The organism is Nonomuraea sp. K271, from assembly GCF_009908215.1.
Lineage (GTDB): Bacteria > Actinomycetota > Actinomycetes > Streptosporangiales > Streptosporangiaceae > Nonomuraea > Nonomuraea longispora.
In genome coordinates this window covers 21,934-39,176 of record NZ_JAAAHR010000015.1, presented here as the reverse complement: position 1 = coordinate 39,176, position 17,243 = coordinate 21,934, and the positions used below count along the sequence as shown (strand labels likewise).

Annotated in this window: 14 protein-coding genes; 9 read left to right on the top strand and 5 right to left on the bottom strand. The window is 70.7% G+C overall.

All coding sequences use genetic code 11. The annotated features are described in order from the left end of the window. Positions 1 to 39: 39 nt before the first annotated feature. Both GUY59_RS07595 and GUY59_RS07590 read right to left on the bottom strand, forming a co-directional pair. The gene (locus GUY59_RS07595) at positions 40 to 231 is read right to left on the bottom strand and encodes a hypothetical protein (protein ID WP_161714444.1); all 192 of its coding nucleotides are present in this window, start codon (positions 229 to 231) and stop codon (positions 40 to 42) included. Positions 232 to 292: 61 nt separating this feature from the next. Further along, positions 293 to 1,441, bottom strand: a complete 1,149-nt coding sequence (locus tag GUY59_RS07590; RefSeq protein ID WP_138199737.1) for an RNA ligase RtcB family protein — start codon at positions 1,439 to 1,441, stop codon at positions 293 to 295. A gap of 317 nt (positions 1,442 to 1,758) precedes the next feature. Here GUY59_RS07590 and GUY59_RS07585 point away from each other — a divergent pair, with 317 nt between their 5' ends. The 4 genes from GUY59_RS07585 (at position 1,759) to GUY59_RS07570 (ending at position 4,373) form a co-directional block, all read left to right on the top strand. Beyond that, on the top strand, positions 1,759 to 2,328 hold the full coding sequence (locus tag GUY59_RS07585) for a hypothetical protein (protein ID WP_138199738.1): 570 nt from the start codon (positions 1,759 to 1,761) through the stop codon (positions 2,326 to 2,328). Between the two features lie 121 nt (positions 2,329 to 2,449). Next, on the top strand, positions 2,450 to 2,875 hold the full coding sequence (locus GUY59_RS07580; RefSeq protein WP_138199739.1) for a hypothetical protein: 426 nt from the start codon (positions 2,450 to 2,452) through the stop codon (positions 2,873 to 2,875). Between the two features lie 131 nt (positions 2,876 to 3,006). Further along, positions 3,007 to 3,903 carry an aminoglycoside phosphotransferase family protein gene (locus GUY59_RS07575; RefSeq protein ID WP_138199740.1) on the top strand — a complete coding sequence of 299 codons (897 nt, stop codon included), beginning with the start codon at positions 3,007 to 3,009 and terminating at the stop codon, positions 3,901 to 3,903. 191 nt (positions 3,904 to 4,094) lie between these two features. Further along, positions 4,095 to 4,373 (top strand): hypothetical protein, encoded by a 279-nt coding sequence (locus tag GUY59_RS07570; protein ID WP_161714443.1) that lies wholly within the window; start codon positions 4,095 to 4,097, stop codon positions 4,371 to 4,373. Between the two features lie 250 nt (positions 4,374 to 4,623). On the opposite strand, the gene GUY59_RS07565 is transcribed toward GUY59_RS07570, so the two are convergent. Further along, positions 4,624 to 5,715: a Kelch repeat-containing protein gene (locus tag GUY59_RS07565; RefSeq protein WP_138199742.1), complete on the bottom strand. Its 1,092-nt coding sequence runs from the start codon at positions 5,713 to 5,715 to the stop codon at positions 4,624 to 4,626. A gap of 141 nt (positions 5,716 to 5,856) precedes the next feature. On the opposite strand from GUY59_RS07565, the gene GUY59_RS07560 reads away from it, so the two are divergent. The 4 genes from GUY59_RS07560 to GUY59_RS07545 all read left to right on the top strand — a co-directional run bounded on the left by GUY59_RS07560 (position 5,857) and on the right by GUY59_RS07545 (position 11,941). Then, on the top strand, positions 5,857 to 6,753 hold the full coding sequence (locus GUY59_RS07560) for a helix-turn-helix transcriptional regulator (RefSeq protein ID WP_138199743.1): 897 nt from the start codon (positions 5,857 to 5,859) through the stop codon (positions 6,751 to 6,753). A 199-nt stretch (positions 6,754 to 6,952) separates the two neighbouring features. Continuing rightward, positions 6,953 to 10,426, top strand: coding sequence for a WD40 repeat domain-containing serine/threonine protein kinase (locus GUY59_RS07555; protein WP_138199744.1), 3,474 nt, complete (start codon positions 6,953 to 6,955; stop codon positions 10,424 to 10,426). Positions 10,427 to 10,532: 106 nt separating this feature from the next. Continuing rightward, on the top strand, positions 10,533 to 11,258 hold the full coding sequence (locus GUY59_RS07550) for a dienelactone hydrolase family protein (protein WP_138199745.1): 726 nt from the start codon (positions 10,533 to 10,535) through the stop codon (positions 11,256 to 11,258). Positions 11,259 to 11,398: 140 nt separating this feature from the next. Further along, on the top strand, positions 11,399 to 11,941 hold the full coding sequence (locus GUY59_RS07545; protein WP_138199746.1) for a hypothetical protein: 543 nt from the start codon (positions 11,399 to 11,401) through the stop codon (positions 11,939 to 11,941). Here GUY59_RS07545 and GUY59_RS07540 read toward each other — a convergent pair. After that, a complete protein-coding gene (locus GUY59_RS07540; protein WP_330849146.1) occupies positions 11,905 to 13,824 on the bottom strand; it encodes an nSTAND1 domain-containing NTPase in 1,920 nt (639 codons plus the stop codon). The two genes, GUY59_RS07545 and GUY59_RS07540, sit on opposite strands and share 37 nt — an antisense overlap. Before the next feature lie 408 nt (positions 13,825 to 14,232). Continuing rightward, positions 14,233 to 14,421 (bottom strand): hypothetical protein, encoded by a 189-nt coding sequence (locus GUY59_RS07535; protein WP_138199748.1) that lies wholly within the window; start codon positions 14,419 to 14,421, stop codon positions 14,233 to 14,235. A 299-nt stretch (positions 14,422 to 14,720) separates the two neighbouring features. On the opposite strand from GUY59_RS07535, the gene fxsT reads away from it, so the two are divergent. Further along, the gene (gene fxsT, locus GUY59_RS07530) at positions 14,721 to 17,240 is read left to right on the top strand and encodes an FxSxx-COOH system tetratricopeptide repeat protein (RefSeq protein ID WP_252374846.1); all 2,520 of its coding nucleotides are present in this window, start codon (positions 14,721 to 14,723) and stop codon (positions 17,238 to 17,240) included. Positions 17,241 to 17,243 lie beyond the last annotated feature (3 nt).

Below are 17,243 nucleotides of genomic sequence, written 5' to 3'. Positions count from 1 at the left end.
GCCAGTACCCGGCGCGGCCCGGGTGGTGTGGTTGCGGGGTCACCACAGACAGCGCTCGACCACGCCAGGCAGGCGCTGCTGCTGTACGAGAAGGGCGGAGACCGGATGGGCCACGCCCGCGCGCTGAACAACTGCGACGGGCGGCATCCACAGGTTGCCGGTGAAGGCGCGGAGGATCGTACGGGAGCGTTCGCCCAGGCCGAGCAGGGTCAAGGTGGTCGTGCAGGCCACATGCAGCCAGCGGCGCCTGGCCCCGATCCGGGGCGCATTGCGGACAGGAGCAGGTGGACGCTCATCCCCGGGCCCGCTTGCGGCGCCGGTCCCTGCGGGGCGTGGACCCGAGGTCGGCCGTCTTGTACGTGACCAGCGGGATCGTGGTGGCGATGGGCGTGGCCAGGTCATGGTCGACGAGGTCGGCGATGACCTGCTCGATGCGCTTGTAGGCCGTGGGCGCCTCCTCGAAGAGGAGCTGGCGGTCGCCGCACACCACCAGAGACCCCATCGGCGTGCGGCGTAGCTCTTCGACGGTGTGCTTGGCCCGGCCCCGGCGCAGCGCGTCGGCCCGCGACATCTTGCGGCCCGCGCCGTGCGCCACGGAATGGCCGGCGTCCGGCCCGGCGTGGCCGGCCACGAGGTAGGAAGGAGTGCCTCGTGTGCCGGCGATGAGCACGTCGCGGCCGTCACCCGGCGCCGCCCCCTTGCGGTGCAGGTAGGTCCCGTCGCGGACCTCGACCAGGTTGTGGCACTGGTCGACGATCGGCTCGGCGGGCTCGGCCCCCAGCGCACGGGCGACCCGCGCGGCCAGCAGCCGCCGGTTGAGCGACCCCCACCGTACGGCCTCGTCGTGCATCGCGAGGTAGCCGGCGGGATCAGGGGCGGGACCCGCGCCGTGCACCTCGGTGTGCGCCCGCAGGATCCGTTCGCCCAGCCCTCGGGAGCCACTGTGGACGACGAGCACCAGGTCGCCGGCCTCCAGCCCGAGCCGGCTCGCGTGGCCGGGCTCGAAGACGGTCCCGATCCGGGCCAGCTCGACGAAGTGGTTGCCCCGTCCGACCGTCCCGAGGCCCTCGACATGACCGGCGGGAATGTCGCCCTTCAGCACGTCCCAGGCGGGATCGTCGGCATCCCGCTCGGGATGCAGCGCACGATCGAGGTCGGGAAAGCGGGCGGCGAGCTTCTCGGGTACGGCGCGCTTGAGCTTGACGGGGAACACGGCGATGCCGCAACCGATGTCGGAGCCCACCAGGAACGGGTAGACGAGGGACGCGGTCATCGCGGCGCCGATGGGGGCGCCCTTGCCGGGGTGCAGGTCCGGCATGGCGGCGACGTGCAGCATGCCGTCGAGGGCGGCCACCTGGTGGCACTGCGCGACGGCATCGGACTCGATCCAGCTCGTGGCGGAGGCGAACACCGTCACGGTGGCAGGAAGCTGTTCGGACAAAGACGCTCTCTTCGCTGAAAGGAATGGTGCGCGGACGGCAGCACGGCGCGAGTCGGCGCCGTGGCGTCCCGGGGGAGTGGGGTGCGATCTTTCAGAGCATCATGAGGACCACGTTTCCCGAGCCCGGCTGTGCGGGGCAACCGATTTTCGGCGTCGTGCCGTGACGTACAGGGGCCGAGCGGCCGGGACCGCGCTTCGGACGGCCGGCGCATGAGACCTCTTCAGTAGGTAGAACGTTCGGTATTGACAAGGTGGCATTGCGAGGAGCACGCTATGGGAGATAGAACATTCTGTCTTGTAAGCTGAAAAGGATCATCATGAGCTCCATCGCTGCTTCGCCCGGCATCTCCGGCACCGCGTTCACCCTCCGACGGCTGTACTTCGTCCGGTTCGCGTTCGCCGTCGTCTGGGCACTCGTGATGTTCACGACCGCCGCGAACCTGGGCCCGCTCGCGGCCACCCTGCTCGTGCTCTACCCGCTGTTCGACGTGGCCGCCGCCGTCATCGACGCCCGCGCGTCGCGCGCCACCGGATCACCGGTCCTGCTGTACGTGAACATCGCGGCCAGCCTGATCACCGCCGTCGGCGTGGCCATCGCCTGCACGTCCGGCATCCCGGCGGTGCTGCGCGTCTGGGGCGCCTGGGCGGTCGTGGCCGGGGCGGTCCAGCTGATCGTGGGCGTCACCCGCCGCAGGATGGGCGGCCAGTGGCCGATGATCATCAGTGGCGGCATCTCCGTACTCGCCGGCACGTCGTTCATCCTCGGCGCCTCCGCCCCCGACCCGACGCTGATCAACGCGGCCGGCTACGCCATCCCCGGCGGCATCTTCTTCCTCATCTCGGCCATCCGCCTCGGCCGCGCCGCGAAGGAAAACCCCACTGTGTGAGACATCACCGCACATCAGGTGTCCCGTGGCCGGTTGCGCTCGTACGAGGCCGTACCCGTTATGCGCGTCAGCGGCATTCGTGGTCTCATGTCGTGAGCATCAATCGATTGAAGGGACTTCTGTGCATACACGCAAGCTGGCGACCTTCCTGACCGGCGCGGCCGTCGCCGCCTCCGCCACGATGGCGATGGGCGCCGCCCCGGCAGGCGCGGCCGGACCCTGCGGCAGCAGCTACAACCGGGTCGGCGTCTACGCCATCAACCACAAGGTGGACGGGAGCCGCACGGGCACGCTGGAGGTGTACTACAGCTCCAGCACCGGCAAGAACTGCGCCCTGACCTACGGCTACGGCAAGTACGCCAACACCAAGAGCTGGAAGGGGGTCGCCATCTCGCGAGGCGACGGCAGCGGGAACGACTCGGACGCCGGCGAGTTCACGCACTACGCCGGCCCGGTGTACGTGTCCGCACCCAACCAGTGCATCGACGTTCAAGGGACCGTACCGGACTGGAATACGCGCAAGCTCAACAACGTGCACTGCGGCTGATCCCCGTCGCGACGGACGTGCGGGCGGACCTGCCGCGTTCGTACGCGGCAGGCCGCGCCTCCGATCTGCAGCTCTCCAACCGAATGCGTGAGAGAGCCGCTCCGTCCGCCGCCTCAGTACTGTGACTTCGCATGACCGACACCGAGATCGAGATCACCGCAGACCTGGTCCGCGCCCTGCTGCGGGAGCAACATCCGGACCTCGCAGGGCTGGCCATCCGTGAGGTGGCGGGCGGCTGGGGCAACCAGATGTGGCGCCTTGGGGACGAGCTGGCCGTGCGCATGCAGCGCATGGAAACCAGCCCTGAGCCCCAGCTCAGGGAGCGGCGGTGGCTGCCCGTGCTGGCCCCGCGCCTGCCGCTCCCCGTGCCGACCCCGGTGCGGTCCGGCGAACCGTCCGAGCGCTTCCCCAAGCACTGGACCGTGATGACGTGGGTTCCCGGCGAGCCGCTGGAATACGGCTCGATCAGCCGCGGCGTCCACGCGGCCGACACGCTGGCGGGCTTCCTCAGGGCCCTTCATGTGGAGGCGCCCGCCGATGCGCCGATCGCTACGGACCGCGGTGCCCATCCCAGGGACTGCACGGACGGTTTCGAGAGATTCTTCAAGGCCATTGCCCCCGACGACATCGCCGCCGACGTCCGGGCCGTCTGGGACGACGCCGTCGCGGCCGCCGAGTGGGAGGGCCCGCCGGTGTGGGTGCACGGCGATCTCCATCCCGCGAACGTGGTCGTCTCGGACGGAACGCTCTCGGGCATCGTCGACTTCGAAACCATGTTCGCCGGAGATCCGGCGTGGGACCTCGCCGCCGCATGGGTGCTGCTCCCCGCGGGTACGGCCGCACGGTTCTTCGACGCGTACGGGCACACGGACGAGGCGGCGATCCGGCGCGCCCGCGGGCTGGCCGCGATGAAGAGTCTCTTCCTGATGCTCATGGGGCAGAACGGGGACCGGGGCTTTGCCGGTGGCAAGCCGCACTGGGGACCTGCGGGACGGGCGGCACTTGATCGGGTTCTGAAGGGCGTTTGATCCCGGCCCTCCTCCCGGCCGACCCGAGTGCGACGGTTTAGGAATCTTTGACCCGGTTACGGTTCGGGGTTTACGCGACCGGCGGGGCACACCGTCGCGCCGGCCCGACCACAAGAGAGGAGCACACCATGCGTGCCGCGATCTTCGGGAGCGCCTTCGTTCTGGCAGGAGCCCTCGCTGGAGCCGGCGTCATGAACACTGCTCACGCCGATGCGGACGTCGCCCCAGCACGGGCCGCACACTCCGGCCACCCCAAGGCGGACGCCAGGATCCCCTGCTACGACATCCGGAGCAACGACGTCGGCTTCTACCGCAGCGTCACGATCAAGAGCAAGTGCGGGCAGACGAACCAGGTGAGGGCGCGGATCGCCTCGTGGCCCGACGGACCGTGCTGGACCATCAAACCCGGTCAGCACCGGACCCACTACTACAGGTCCCCCGGCACGTTCTACAACCTCAAGGCGTGCTGACCGGGCCCAGGGGTTCGAGCGGTCACCGTCACGGCTCCGTCGCGAACGGAGGCCGGAGGCGAGGCAGGCGGGGTACCAGCGCCCCTGACAGACCCCGCACTGTGCCGCCGCCCGCTCGGCGACCGCGCCGCGAGCTGACACGGGTACGGACATTTCCGACTAGGGCGATGCTCACGTCGCCGCGATAGCCGCCGCTTCCACGCCATCGCCGGATCACATCGCCCCAGCCGGTCGGGCCCTTCTTCCCCGGCTACGAAGCCGCCTGACGCCCGGCGGCCGTCGGCCGGTAGGCGTCGTTGACGTCCACAGGGGCCGCGCCGCCCGCGGTGCCGCCGCCTGGGATGTAGATCGTGCCTCCCACCGCGACGGCGGCGGTCCCGTGCCGGGGCACCGGCATCGGCGCCAGGCGCACCCAGCGGTCGCGCGCCGTGTCGTACGCCTCGGCCTCGGCGAAGACCGTGTTCGGGTTCGTCCCGTCGTGCCGCCCCTCGCCGCCGAACGTGTAGATCTTCCCGCCCACGGCCGCGGCGGCGATCCCGCCCCGGGCCGTCGGCATGGGCGCCCGCTCCGACCAGCGGCGCGAGCGCAGGTCGAGCGCGTACACGGTGTCGCGCACGTTGACCTGTCCCCGGTCGCGGCCGCCGAGCACGTAGAAGGTCCCTCCGACGATCGCGCCGCCGACGTGGTCGCGCGCCTGCGGCAGGCTCGGCAGGCTCTCCCACCGGCCGGTCACGACGTCGTACGACGACACGAGGTCCACCGTGTCCTGCAGGCCGCCGGGGCCGGGCGTCAGCGTGCGCATGCCGCCCGCGAGATAGATCTTCGTCCCGCGTACGCCCATCGCCGCGCTTCCCCGCTCCATGCCGGCGGGCATCGGCGGCAACGGCGTCCACCGGTCGGTACGCGGGTCGTACACGAAGCTGTCACGCACGGCCTGCCACGACGCGCCGCCGGACAGCCCGCCGAGCACGTAGATCCGGCCATTGACCGTCGCCACGTTGGGATGGTTCGTCACGACGGGCAGCGGGGCCGCCTCCGACCAGGTGTCGCGCCGGGTGTCGTAGACCTCCACCCGCCCGGTGGTGACGACACCGCCGGCCGGGTCGGGGACGATGCCGCCGAGGACGTAGACCCGGTGGCCGAGCGCGGCGACGCTGTGCTCCTGGCGGGGCCCGCCGCCGATCGCCGCCCGCGGCTTCCACCCCTTCCCGTAGGTCGGTTCGGCCGCCGCGGGCGTGGCGCCGGGTGTCGTGGGCGTCGGGTGGCTGGGGTGCGCGTGCGCGGGCACGCTGGGGCCGGCCGCCAGGACCGCGCCGAGAAGTAGGGCGATACCGCGTCTCATGATTCTCCTTGCCTTCGTTGGGCCCGTGGAGGTCGGGGTCCCGTTCACGCTCGCCCGGAACCGCCGGCCGGGCCAGGGCTGAGTTCACCCAGGGGTTGTCATCCCCTGGCTACGACCGGCCGCCAGGGTCACGATGGAGAGGTGAACCTCCGCGAACTCTCCGCGTTCCTGAAGACTCGCCGTGCCCGCGTCCGGCCGGCCGACGTCGGGCTGCCCGCAGGCCCCCGGCGCCGTGTGCCAGGGCTGCGCCGGGAGGAGGTCGCGCAGCTCGCGGGCTTGTCGGCGGACTACTACACCGAGCTGGAGCGCGGGCGCGGCGCCCAGCCGTCGGCCCAGACGCTGGCCGCTCTCGCCCGCGCGCTGCGGCTGGAGGGCGATGAGCGCGACCACCTGTTCCATCTCGCGGGCAGGCCTGTCCCGGCGGCGCACGGCCCGACCGCCCACGTCCAGCCGGCCATGCTGGCCATGCTGGACCGGCTGGCCACGACGCCCGCGATGATCATCACTGACCTGCACGAGACCCTCGTACAGAACGACCTGGCCGCCGCGCTGATCGGCCGGCACCCGATGAGGCACGGCTTGAAGGCCAGCTACATCTACCGCTGGTTCACCGACCCCGCCGCCCGCGCGCTCTACCCGCCCGACGAGCACCCGCACCATTCCCGCGTCTTCGTGTCCGACCTGCGGGCGGTCGCTGCCCGGCGCGGCCGCGACCCGCACGTGGTGCGCATGGTGGCCGCGCTGCGGCGGCGCAGCGCCGAGTTCGCCGCCCTGTGGGACGCCCATGGCGTGGCGCTGCGCCGGGCCGACCACAAGAGCCTGGTTCACCCGGCGCTGGGAATCATCGAGGTGGACTGCCACAGCCTGTTCAGCGAGGACGGCCGCCAGCGCCTGCTGTGGTTCACCGCGCCGCCCGGCAGCGAGGGCGCGGCCCAGCTGGAGTTGCTGTCCGTGATAGGCACCCAGGACATGAGTCTCGACGCGACGGAACCAAGCCTCAGCGGTCCCGATGTGGGCGCGGACGCGCCGACCGGATAAGCGGGCGGCCGCGTCCCCGGCGGGCCGTAAGCCCTACAGCGCCTGGTCGCCGACCACCCGTTCGCGAGTCGCTTGCCTTGGGACACGCGCTGGACGAACTGCCGCCACCTACCACTCCGTCGATCTCCCGTGCGAGGCGGGTGCGGTCAGGCATGCTTACCGTGACAACCTTCGCATAGCAGAGAACATCTAACTCGCCATGGAAGCGCTGAGCGCTGGGGATCCCCAGCGCGTCGGGAATTACTGGCTTGCCGGACGGCTCGGTTCGGGCGGGCAGGGCGTCGTGTACGACGCGTACGACGCCGACGGCAACCGGGTCGCGGTCAAGGTGCTGCACGCGGCCGACGATCGCGCGGTTCGCGACAGGTTCGCGAAGGAGACGACGGCCACGCGGCGGGTGTCGTCGTTCTGCACGGCGCGCGTGCTGGCCGCCGACCTGGACGGGCACAGGCCGTATCTCGTCTCCGAGTACGTGCCGGGGCCGAGCCTGGGTGCGGCCGTGCGCGACGGACGCCGGTTCACCGGTGACGACCTTTATCGGCTGGCCACCGCGGTGGCCACCGCGCTGACGGCGATCCATGACGCGGGAGTCGTGCACCGTGACCTCAAACCGGACAACGTGCTGCTCGGGCCCGACGGCCCAAGGGTGATCGACTTCGGCATCGCTCGCACGCCCGACATGTCGCTCACCGCGACCGGCGAGGTGTCGGGCACCCCGGCGTACATGGCGCCCGAGGTGTTCCTCGGGGAGCGGGCGGGTGCGCCGGCCGACGTGTTCGCGTGGGGCTCGATCATGGTGTTCGCCGCCACGGGGCGTGAGCCGTTCGCCGCCGACAACCTGGGCGCCGTCATGCACCGGGTGCTGACGCACCGGGCCGATCTCAGCGCCTTGTCGTCACGCCTGGCCTCGCTGGTCGAGGCGGCCCTGACCAAGGATCCGGCGGCCCGTCCCGATGCCCGTGACCTGCTGCTGGCCCTCGTCAGCGGGAGCGACGCCGATACCGAGAGACTGCTGGCGGCGGGCAGCAGGACCGCGCGGGGCGTGCACGGGCCGGCGGCGCAGGGCGATCCCGCTCTGGGAACGATCGCCGAGGACGCCTACGAGTCGCTGAACCCCGAGGAGCGGGAGGTGGCGGCCGAGGTGTTCCTGAGGCTGGTGGCCGTCGGGGAGGACGGGCACGAGGCCGGACGGTCGGCCGGGTACGACGAGCTGTTCGAGGGGCGTCCCGAGCGGGAGTCGGCCGCGGTCAGGCGGGTGCTGGACGCGTTCTCGTACGTGATCGTCAGCGGCGACGACACGGTGGCCCTGTCGCGGCCAGGACTGCTGCGTGCCTGGCCGAGACTGCGCATGTGGGTGGACGCCGACCGCGACGGGCTGGCCATGCTGAACAGCGTCAACGCCGCCGCCCGCCACTGGGCCGCGAACGGCAGACGCGACGCCGACCTGCTCCAGGGCAGCCGCCTGGAGCAGGCACTGAGCTGGGCCGCGACCGGCCGTCGGCGCGTCACGCTGACCCCGTTCGAACAGGACTTCCTGCGCGCCGGCACTCACCTCACCAGACGGCGGGTCAGGCGCCGGACGCTGACCACGGTCGCGCTGGCCGGGCTGTTGGTGGTGTCGCTCGTGGCCGGCGGGCTGGCTGTCTGGCAGCGCCAGGAGACGGCACGGCAACGCGACATCCTGGCCGCCAAACAGGCGGCCGCCGAGGCGGATCGGCAGCGTACCATCGACCCTTCCCTGGCGATGTTGCTGAGCGTGGCGGCATGGCGGATGTCGCCGGCGCAGCCGGAGGCCCGCTCCAGCCTGACGGCCTCACTCCAGCAGCAACAGACGGCCGTCTTCCACGACCCGCCGGTCAAGGGCGTGGCGCGGCGGCTGCTCAGCCGCGACGGCCGCACGCTGGTCAGCGCCAGCGAAGGCGGGGTCAACGTGTACGACGTGCGCACCGGCAGGCGTACAGCGAGCTGGCCCCGGATGACGCTGAGCGGAACGATCGCGTATCCACCGGCGCTGAGCCGCAGCGGGCGACTGCTGGCCCAGACCACGACAGAAAAGCTCGGCGTCTGGGACGTGAAGACCGGCAGGAAGCTGCTCGAACGACCGCTCCCCGCGCGAAACTGGTTCAGCTACAGCGCCGTGTTCGGCGAGCACGAGACCACGCTCACGCTGCTGTACAGCCTGCATGACGTCCACTACCTGCTCGACGTCTCCACCGGCGAGCAGTTCGGCAAGCCCGTCTTCCGGCAGCGCGGCGGGAAGGCGGTGAGACACCCGCTCGTGGACCGCACGGGGAAGCGCCTGCTGCTGCCGGGCGACCGCCTCGACCGGATCGCGCTGCCGGGGTGGCGGACGGAACGGCCGTTCCCCGCCTGCGCGGAGCGGCCCAAGGCGGTGGCGTTCAGCCACGACGGCAGGACGCTCGCCTGCGCCGGGGCGGATGTCGCCCTTGTCGACGCCTCCTCGGGCCGCGCCCTCGGCGGCACGATCGCCTGCCGCGTCTGCGGGTCCGACGGCCAGTTACGCTTCAGCCAGGACGGTCGGCACCTCGCCGCCTTCCGTGGAAGAGATGTGCAGGTCTGGGATCTGCGCACCCGGAACACCGTGCTCGATCACCGCGCCGAGGGCGATCTGACCGACGTCGCGTTCGACCCCGACGGCAACACGCTCCGATACGTCATGGACGACGCCGTCGTCAGCCTGGACCTGCGGCCTCGCACTCACGCGACGGCTGTGCCAGGGGTGGCCTTCCTCAGCGGGGACGGCAGGCGGGCCGCGATCGTCGCCGGCCGGCAGCTTCGGATCTTGGACATGGGCACGGGCAAGGAAACCGCCCGACTCCCCGTCGCAACGGAGGGCGGGCCGCTGATCGCCGACTTCTCCGGAACGAAGCTGGCCGTCAAGGAGGTCAGCGGCAAGGTCACGCTCTGGGACCTGCGTACCCGGGCCAGGCTCTGGTCGGTGCCGATGCCCGGGAAGGGCGGTATGCCCATCAACACCCGGTTCAGCCCGGACGGGCGGCGGCTCGCGATCACCGTCGCGTACCGGCAGAGCCGGGTGTTCAAGGAAGTGGTGCTCGACGCCGCCGACGGGCACGTGCTGAACTCGTTCGACACGGCATCCCGGGGCGGGCCGTTCCTGCCGGGCGGTACGGCGTACGTGTCGCCGGACAGCGGCAGGTTCATCGACGTCGGCACCGGCAAGCCGGTGGGCGCCGGACTCCTGCCCACGGATGCGCTCGCGATCAGCAGGGGAGGCCTCCTCGCCGCTTACGAGAGCACCACCGGGCGGGTCGGGCTGTGGAACGTCGACGGGCCCGCGGCACTGCGCCCCGCCCTTCCCCGAGCCGCCGGCGAAGTCGATTTCCTGTCCTTCTCACCTGACGGCAAGACGCTCGCCACCGTCTCGTCAGAGGGCCTGCTCCAGCTCTGGGACGTCGAGGCCAGGCGCCGGCTCGGCGGGTCCTACCTGGTGCGGGAGGGCCAGCCGTGGTCGCTCGTCTTCAGCGCCGACGGGGCCGCCGTGCACGTCGGGGTGGAAGGGGCCGTCCGCTCGGTGGCCGTCGACGGAGAACGGGTGGCGCGGGAGGTCTGCGCGCGGGTCGGGCGTTCGCTGTCGCCCGCCGAATGGGAGCGGTACCTGGGCGGAGCGCCGTACCGAAACATCTGCCCTTAGGTCGATCATCGTCCTCCTCGGGCGTGTACTGTTCCGCTGGCGGCGAAGTCCGCCGGTGGTGAACCCCGGCCCGTCCGACCCTCGACGAGCACTACAGTCCGGCTACATGACCACGGTGACGACACGCACGGTCGAATACTCCGCCGACGGCCTGACGATGATCGGGCATCTCGCGCTGCCCTCCGGTGCCGGGCCTCGCCCTGCGGTGCTGCTCGGACCAGAGGGCCCGGGGCTCAGCGATGTCGAGCGCCGCCGAGCCGATGCGCTCGCCGAGCTGGGATACGTGGCGCTGGCCTTCGACATCCACGGCGGGCGCTATTTCGCCGACCCCCAGGAGATGCTGGCCCGTTGCATGCCGCTGCTCGGCGATCCCGACCGGATGCGCGGCATCGGCCACGCGGCACTCGAGGTGTTGCGCGCCGAACCGCGGACCCACCCCGACCGGATCGCCGCCGTCGGCTACGGCACCGGGGGCGCGATCGCGCTGGAGCTGGGGCGCGACGGCGTCGACCTGCACGCGATCGGGACGGTCAACGGACTGATCACGGGCCGGCCGGGCGAGGCGGCGCGCATTCGCTGCCCGGTGTGGGCCGGGGTCGGCTCGGAAGACCCGATCATGCCGCCCGCGCAGCGCGACGCGTTCACCGCCGAGATGCAGGCCGCGGGCGTCGACTGGCGCCTCGTGGTCTACGGCGGCGCCTTGCACGCCTTCCACCACCCGACGGTCGACCAGCCCGTGCTCCCCGGCGTCGGCTACCACCCGCAGCACGCGCAGCGAGCCTGGCGCGACGTCGTCGGCCTGCTCGCCGAGTGCCTGCCCGTCACGGAGTGACCTGACCGGCAACGGCTTGGTGAAGGCGTCCTCACTCGGCGGTGGGACCGGCCGCGCCCGATCCACACGAGACTGATCTGCGAGCTCTGCCATCCGCCGTCACGCGATGTCACACTTTCGCCATGGCGGATGCCTCGCTTGTGACGACCATCATTTCCGCGGCCGGCGCGATCGTGGGCGCTCTCAGCGCTCTGGGCGGCGTCGCACTGACCAACCGGGCCGCCGCCAGAAAGGAGGAACGGGAGGCGCAGCGGCGGCGTGAGGAGCAGCAGGCGCAAGCGCGCGAGCAGGCGTACGGGGACTTGCTGGGTGGGGCGCTCAAGCTGAGGTTGCAGGTTGAGGTCGCGGCCCACCACTCCTGGGAGGACATGAACGTCCGGCTCGCCGCAATCGAGGCGCAGGCCGCGACGGTGGGTGAGCTGGCCTCGCGGGTGGCTGTCCTGTCCCCGGGCGGCGTTGCCCGGGTCGCGAGGGATCTGGCGACGGCGGCGTACGCACTGGCGAGCCAGGTGACCCAGCACACCCGGATGCACTACGACGAGGGCGGCCAGTTCCTGGGCGGGCAGATCCTGGAGCCTCCGTTGTTCGGCCCGATCGAGCAGTGCATCGACGACTTCTGCGACGTGGCGGTTGACGCCGGCCGTCCTCAGGAGGGCGACGGACTGCCGGTCCGCAGGAGCTGAGTCGCCGCCGCACGCTGGTGTGGGGCCAGCGGGGGAGCCGTAGCGGCCAAGGAGAGACGGGCGAGGTCGGCTGCTCCGGTGCGGTCGCTGCCGAGTGCCCTGACGCGGGCGACGTACAGGAGCGCCGGCCCGTTCTGGGAGCCGGCTTCGAGCGCCGCATCCATCTCTTCCTCGGCGTCCCGGTGGTTGCCGGTGCTGACGAGGGCGAGCGCGCGGGCGGCGCGACCCTCGGGACGCAGATGCCGCCGCACCTGGTCGAGATCGTGCAGGGCCTTGGCGCCCTGGCCCAGGTCGGCCAGCATCTCTCCCCGGGTCCGCAGCGCCTCGGGCGTGCCGGAATCGGTGTTCAGCACGTCGGTGAGTACGGTCACCCCGGCCTGGCCCTGGCCCGCCTGCCACAATGTCCGGCCCAGCTCGGTCTGCAGCGCCAGGTCGGCCGGCAGCCGGTCGACCGCGGAGCGCATGGCGTCGACCGCTTCGGCGCCCATTCCCTGAGCCAGCAGCGAGTGGGCGATGGCGGCCAGCAGGTTGGCCACGGCAGGGTTGTCCCGCATCGCCTCGTAGGAGGCGGCGGCTGCCCGGTAGTGGGTCACGGCTTGTCGCGGATCGCCACGGAGGTGTGCGATGTCGCCCAGCCTCGCCTCGACCGCGGCCAGGAGCGTCAGGTCCTCCAGCCCGGTGAGGGCCGCGTTCGCGCTCAGCTCGGCGGCGGCGAGGTCTCCCCTGAACAGCGCGGACTCGGCCGCGGCCAGATGCCGGTGAGGGCTGGTGCCGCTCCCCCGCAGGTCGGCGACGTCCAGTCGGGTGAGCGGCTCGGCCAGGCACTCATGGTGCAACGTGTAGGAGCCGTGGTCGGCGCGCAGGATGTGACGGTCCTGCAGGGCGAGGAGTATGGCCGGCGGGAGGCCCGCGCGGGTGGCGCTCCTCGCGGTGTCGCCGCGGGCCGCGGGGGAAGCGAACGCGTTTTGCAGCCACGACGCCACGCGGAGGGTGGAGACGTCGTGCTCCATGGTCACGTCCGCGACGGCCTGGCCGCAGAACTCGCGCAGCGCCGGCCCGATACCGGGGTACGCGTGCACGTCCTGCAGGGTGATGGCGGTGGTGTCTGCGGGGAGCGAAGTCCACAACCGTGAGCAGATCGCCTGCAGGAGCACCGGGTCGACCGTGCCGTGCCCGGTGGCGACGGCGGAGGCGATGCGCTCGGCCACGCCGTCGGCGTACCACCTCCCGCTGCCCGCCACGGGCCCTTCGATGGCCTGCACTGCCTCGTCGAGCGTGAGCGCGCCCAGGTGGTACGGCTGCGCGGATCCCAGGGCGATCTCGAGGTCGGGCACGTGCTCGTCCCGTATGGACAGGAGGAGCCGCAGGTGCGGTAGTTCGCTGGTGATCTCGCGGAGCTGGGTCAGGAAACCGGCGCGGTGCCGATCGAGACGCGAGTGTCGTTCGAAGACCTTCTCGACCTGGTCGATCACGGCCAGCAGGGGACCGGAGCGGCCGTCGGCCCGGCCGTCGCGGCGCAGGAACTCGTAGAGCGACAGGCCGGCCAGGCGGCCTGGGGGCGTTGCCGGCGACCATGAACAGAGCACGGCGAGCGTGTGCGGGTTGTGCTCCGGCAGCGCGGCGAGCGCCCGGGGAGGCGGTCCGGAGGGTCGCCCTATCGGGAGGATGTCGGCGGCGCGGAGGGCGGGGTGCGTGACGAGCTTCGCGTGGAGCAGCGAGGTCTTGCCGCAGCCGGGCGGCCCGCTGAGCACCGTCAACGGATGCTGCGGCCAACGATCGGCGATGTCGTCCGCCGCTGCGGAGCGCCCGAAGTATTGTCCGGATTCATCCGCGTAAAAGGGGCGAACGCCAACATATGGCTGCCGATCGACATATTGGGCCATCACGCTGACAGTCATCGCAGCGATCCCGTCCGAAAAGGGCGTCCTGTAAGCAGGATCGGCTTCGGATGCGAGGTAGCGGCCAGACCCGCTCGCCGGCCACCGCACTGCGAAGACAGCTTCGCGGTGGACTGCCGACAGGCGATAGCGAGAGGGAGGCGCGTCGGCCGATTGCACGAATGCCCTGAAGGAGATGACGACTGCCGGAAAATGGTGCCGACTCCTCTCAGCGCGAATGCGGTCGCCCCGGTGGAGCCCGGTCCGACGTATGGCGTGAGTTTATGTCCGCGGGCAGTGCACTCGTACCGCGACCCACCGTGACACGCGGTTGTAGAGGCCTGCCCCTCTCACGGAGCCGTATGCCGTGGCGGGCAGGGTGACCGTTGCCTTTCGGGTCAGGTGTAAGGGGTGTCATATGCTCTGACCGAATCCGAGCAGCGGTCCGCTCTGGCCGAGCGCCCTCTTCACCGCCTCGCCGAACACCGACGGGTCTTCCGCTGAGAGCGCCGCGATGTCGCGGAGCGAGGCCGCGGAGAGGTCGAGCAGGCCTCCGTCACGCTCGTCGACACCCTCGGACGAACATTCCTCCTGTCTCGCCAATGGACACTCCAGACGTCGGGGCGGCTGACCGTATGGTCATGCGCCATGCGGACGCCGCTTGTAAGGCATGCCTGCCACAGCATCGCCCATATCGCTGCCCTTGCCTAGAGGGGTGCGCCCCCGCAAATCAGCTGACCAGGCGGAACTGTCAACCGAAGATCGCCCTTACGCTTGAATGTCCAAAATGATCCGCAATAAGGCTTGAAGGCGAGTTTTGTGCCTTTATGGCGACTTGTACGCCCACCTGTGCGTCAGCGGGTCGGCTATGAGGCATGCTACGGTGTTGCTACCATCGGTCTGTGACGGGTTCTCGGGCGGTGGCGCGCGGATTGCCAGAGGTATGGGGCGAGAAGATTCCGCCGCGCAATAAAAATTTCACCGGCCGAGACGGCCTGCTCGAGCAACTTCGCGCCGGAATAGCGGCCGACGTGACGGCGGTCGTCCCGCACGCCCTGCACGGCATGGGCGGGGTCGGTAAAACTCAGGTCGCGGTCGAGTACGCCTGGCGTTATCAAGCCGAATACGACGTGGTGTGGTGGATATCGGCTGACCAGGCGCTGCTGGTGCCCGCGGCGCTGGCGGCGCTCGCTCCCCGGCTCAACCTGCCACCCGCCAAGGCGGTCGGCATCGAGGACACCGCCACCGCCGTCCTGCACGCGCTGCGTCGTGGCGACCCGTACGATCGCTGGCTGCTCATCTTCGACAACGCCGACCGGCCGGAAGACATCAACCAGCTCATCCCGCGTGGTCCCGGGCATGTTCTCATCACCTCGCGCAACCAGGAGTGGCGCAGCGTCGTCGAGACCGTCCCCGTCGACGTGTTCACCCAGGGCGAGAGCGTGCAGTTCCTGCACAAACGCGTCTCCAGCGCACTTCGCGATGTCGACGCGCGGCGGCTCGCCGATGAGCTGGGGCACCTGCCGCTGGCCCTGGAGCAGGCGGGCGCGCTGCAGGCCGAGGCGGGCATGTCGGTGGACGAATACCTCCAGCAGCTCGCCAAGCACATGTCCGACACTCTGCAGATGCCCAAGCCGCTCGACTATCCACGGTCGATGACCGCGGCCTGGCGGCTCTCGGTGAGCCAACTGGAGCAGCAGCTCACCGAAGCGGTCGAGCTGATGAGGTGCTGCGCCTTCTTCGGTCCCGAGCCGATCCCCGTCGACGTGTTCCGCTGGGGCGTCGACGAGCATCTGGCACCGGGTCTGCAGCAACTCCTCGACAACCCCCTGCTGCGCAGCAAGGCCATCCGGTTGATCGGGCGCTACGCGCTGGCCAAGCTCGACCCGGAGACACGCACCCTTCAGGTGCACCGCCTCATCCAGGCACTGCTCCGCGCCGACCTGAGCGAGGACGAACAGGATCGCTACCGCAAAATCGTTCATGTCCTGCTGGCAAGCCCGGCACTCGGCGACCCCGACGACGAGGCCAACTGGCTGCGCTACGCCGAGCTCGTCCAGCACATCGTGCCGTCCGGCATCGCCGGCACCCGCGACCCGAGGGTGCGCGAGTTCGCTCTCAACATGGTCCGCTACCTCTACGCGTCGGGCCAGCACCAGACGAGCCGCGCTTTCGTGGAGAGCTTCCTCCAGCAGTGGACCAAAGACTCCGGCCCCGACGATTCCCACGTGATCGACGCCCAGGCACAGCTCGGCAAGGTGTTGCGTGTCCTCGGCGACTATCCCAAGGCCTTCGAGACCGACAGGGCGGCCCTGGACCGCGCGCGCCGGGTCTTCGGACCCCAGCACGAGAAGTCACTGTTCCTCTCGCAGGGATTCGGCGGAGACCTGCGCGCCATGGGCGACTTCTTCGAAGCCAGAGACCACGACGAGCAGGTCCTGCGGGGGCACGAGGCCACGTACGCCTCCGATCACATCGAGCTGCTGCTCGCCAAGAACAACCTGGCGCTCGACTACGCGCTGGTAAGCCACTACCAGCGGGCTCGGGCCGTCCATGAGAACGTGTTCACGGTCGCCAGCCGGAAGTCCGACGTCAGCAAGGTCTCTCACCTGCTGTTCTGGGGCAACCTCGCGCGGGTGGTCCGGCTGTGCGGCGACTACGAGGATGCCTGCGACCTGGGCGAGGACGCCTACGCGTTCGGCGTCCAGGAGCTCGACGTCGAACACTGGGTCACGCTCCGCACCGGCAAGGACCTCTCGATCGCGCTACGCCGCGCCGGCCGCTACGACGAGGCGATCGAGCTGGCCCGGGACGTCTACGAGCGGTACGCACGCCTGCTCGGCCCCGACCATCCCGACACACTGGCCGCCGCCATGAACCACGCCAACACCCTGCGCACCACCGGGCAGATCAACGAGGCCTTCGACCGGGCCCTTGACACGATGAACCGCTACCCGCAGGTGTACGGCGAGGAGCACCCCTACAACCGCGGATGCGCGGGCAACCTGGCGCTGCTGCACCGAGTGCGAGGAGACGCCGAGAGCGCGCGCAAGCTCAACGAGCAGTGTCTGGCCGCCCTGGACAGCAGGCTCTCCCGCGACCACCACTACGCGCTGGTCACTGCGATCAATCTGGCCAGCGACCTGACCGCGCTCGGCGAGCTGGACGCCGCGCAGAGCCTCAGCGAAGACACGATGAACCGCTCCAGCACGTTGCTCGGAGCAACCCACCCGCTGACCCTGGGCTGCTCCGCCAACCTGTCGGTGGTGCTGCGCCGCACGGGCGCCGAGGAGAAGGCCGAGGAACTGGCGTCGCGGACCGTCAAGCAGTTCGCGGAAGTGCGCGGCCCCCAGCATCCCGACACCGTGGTCGCCGGCGAGGGGCGGCAGCTCGACTTCGACTTCGACCCGCCACCTATCTAAGGA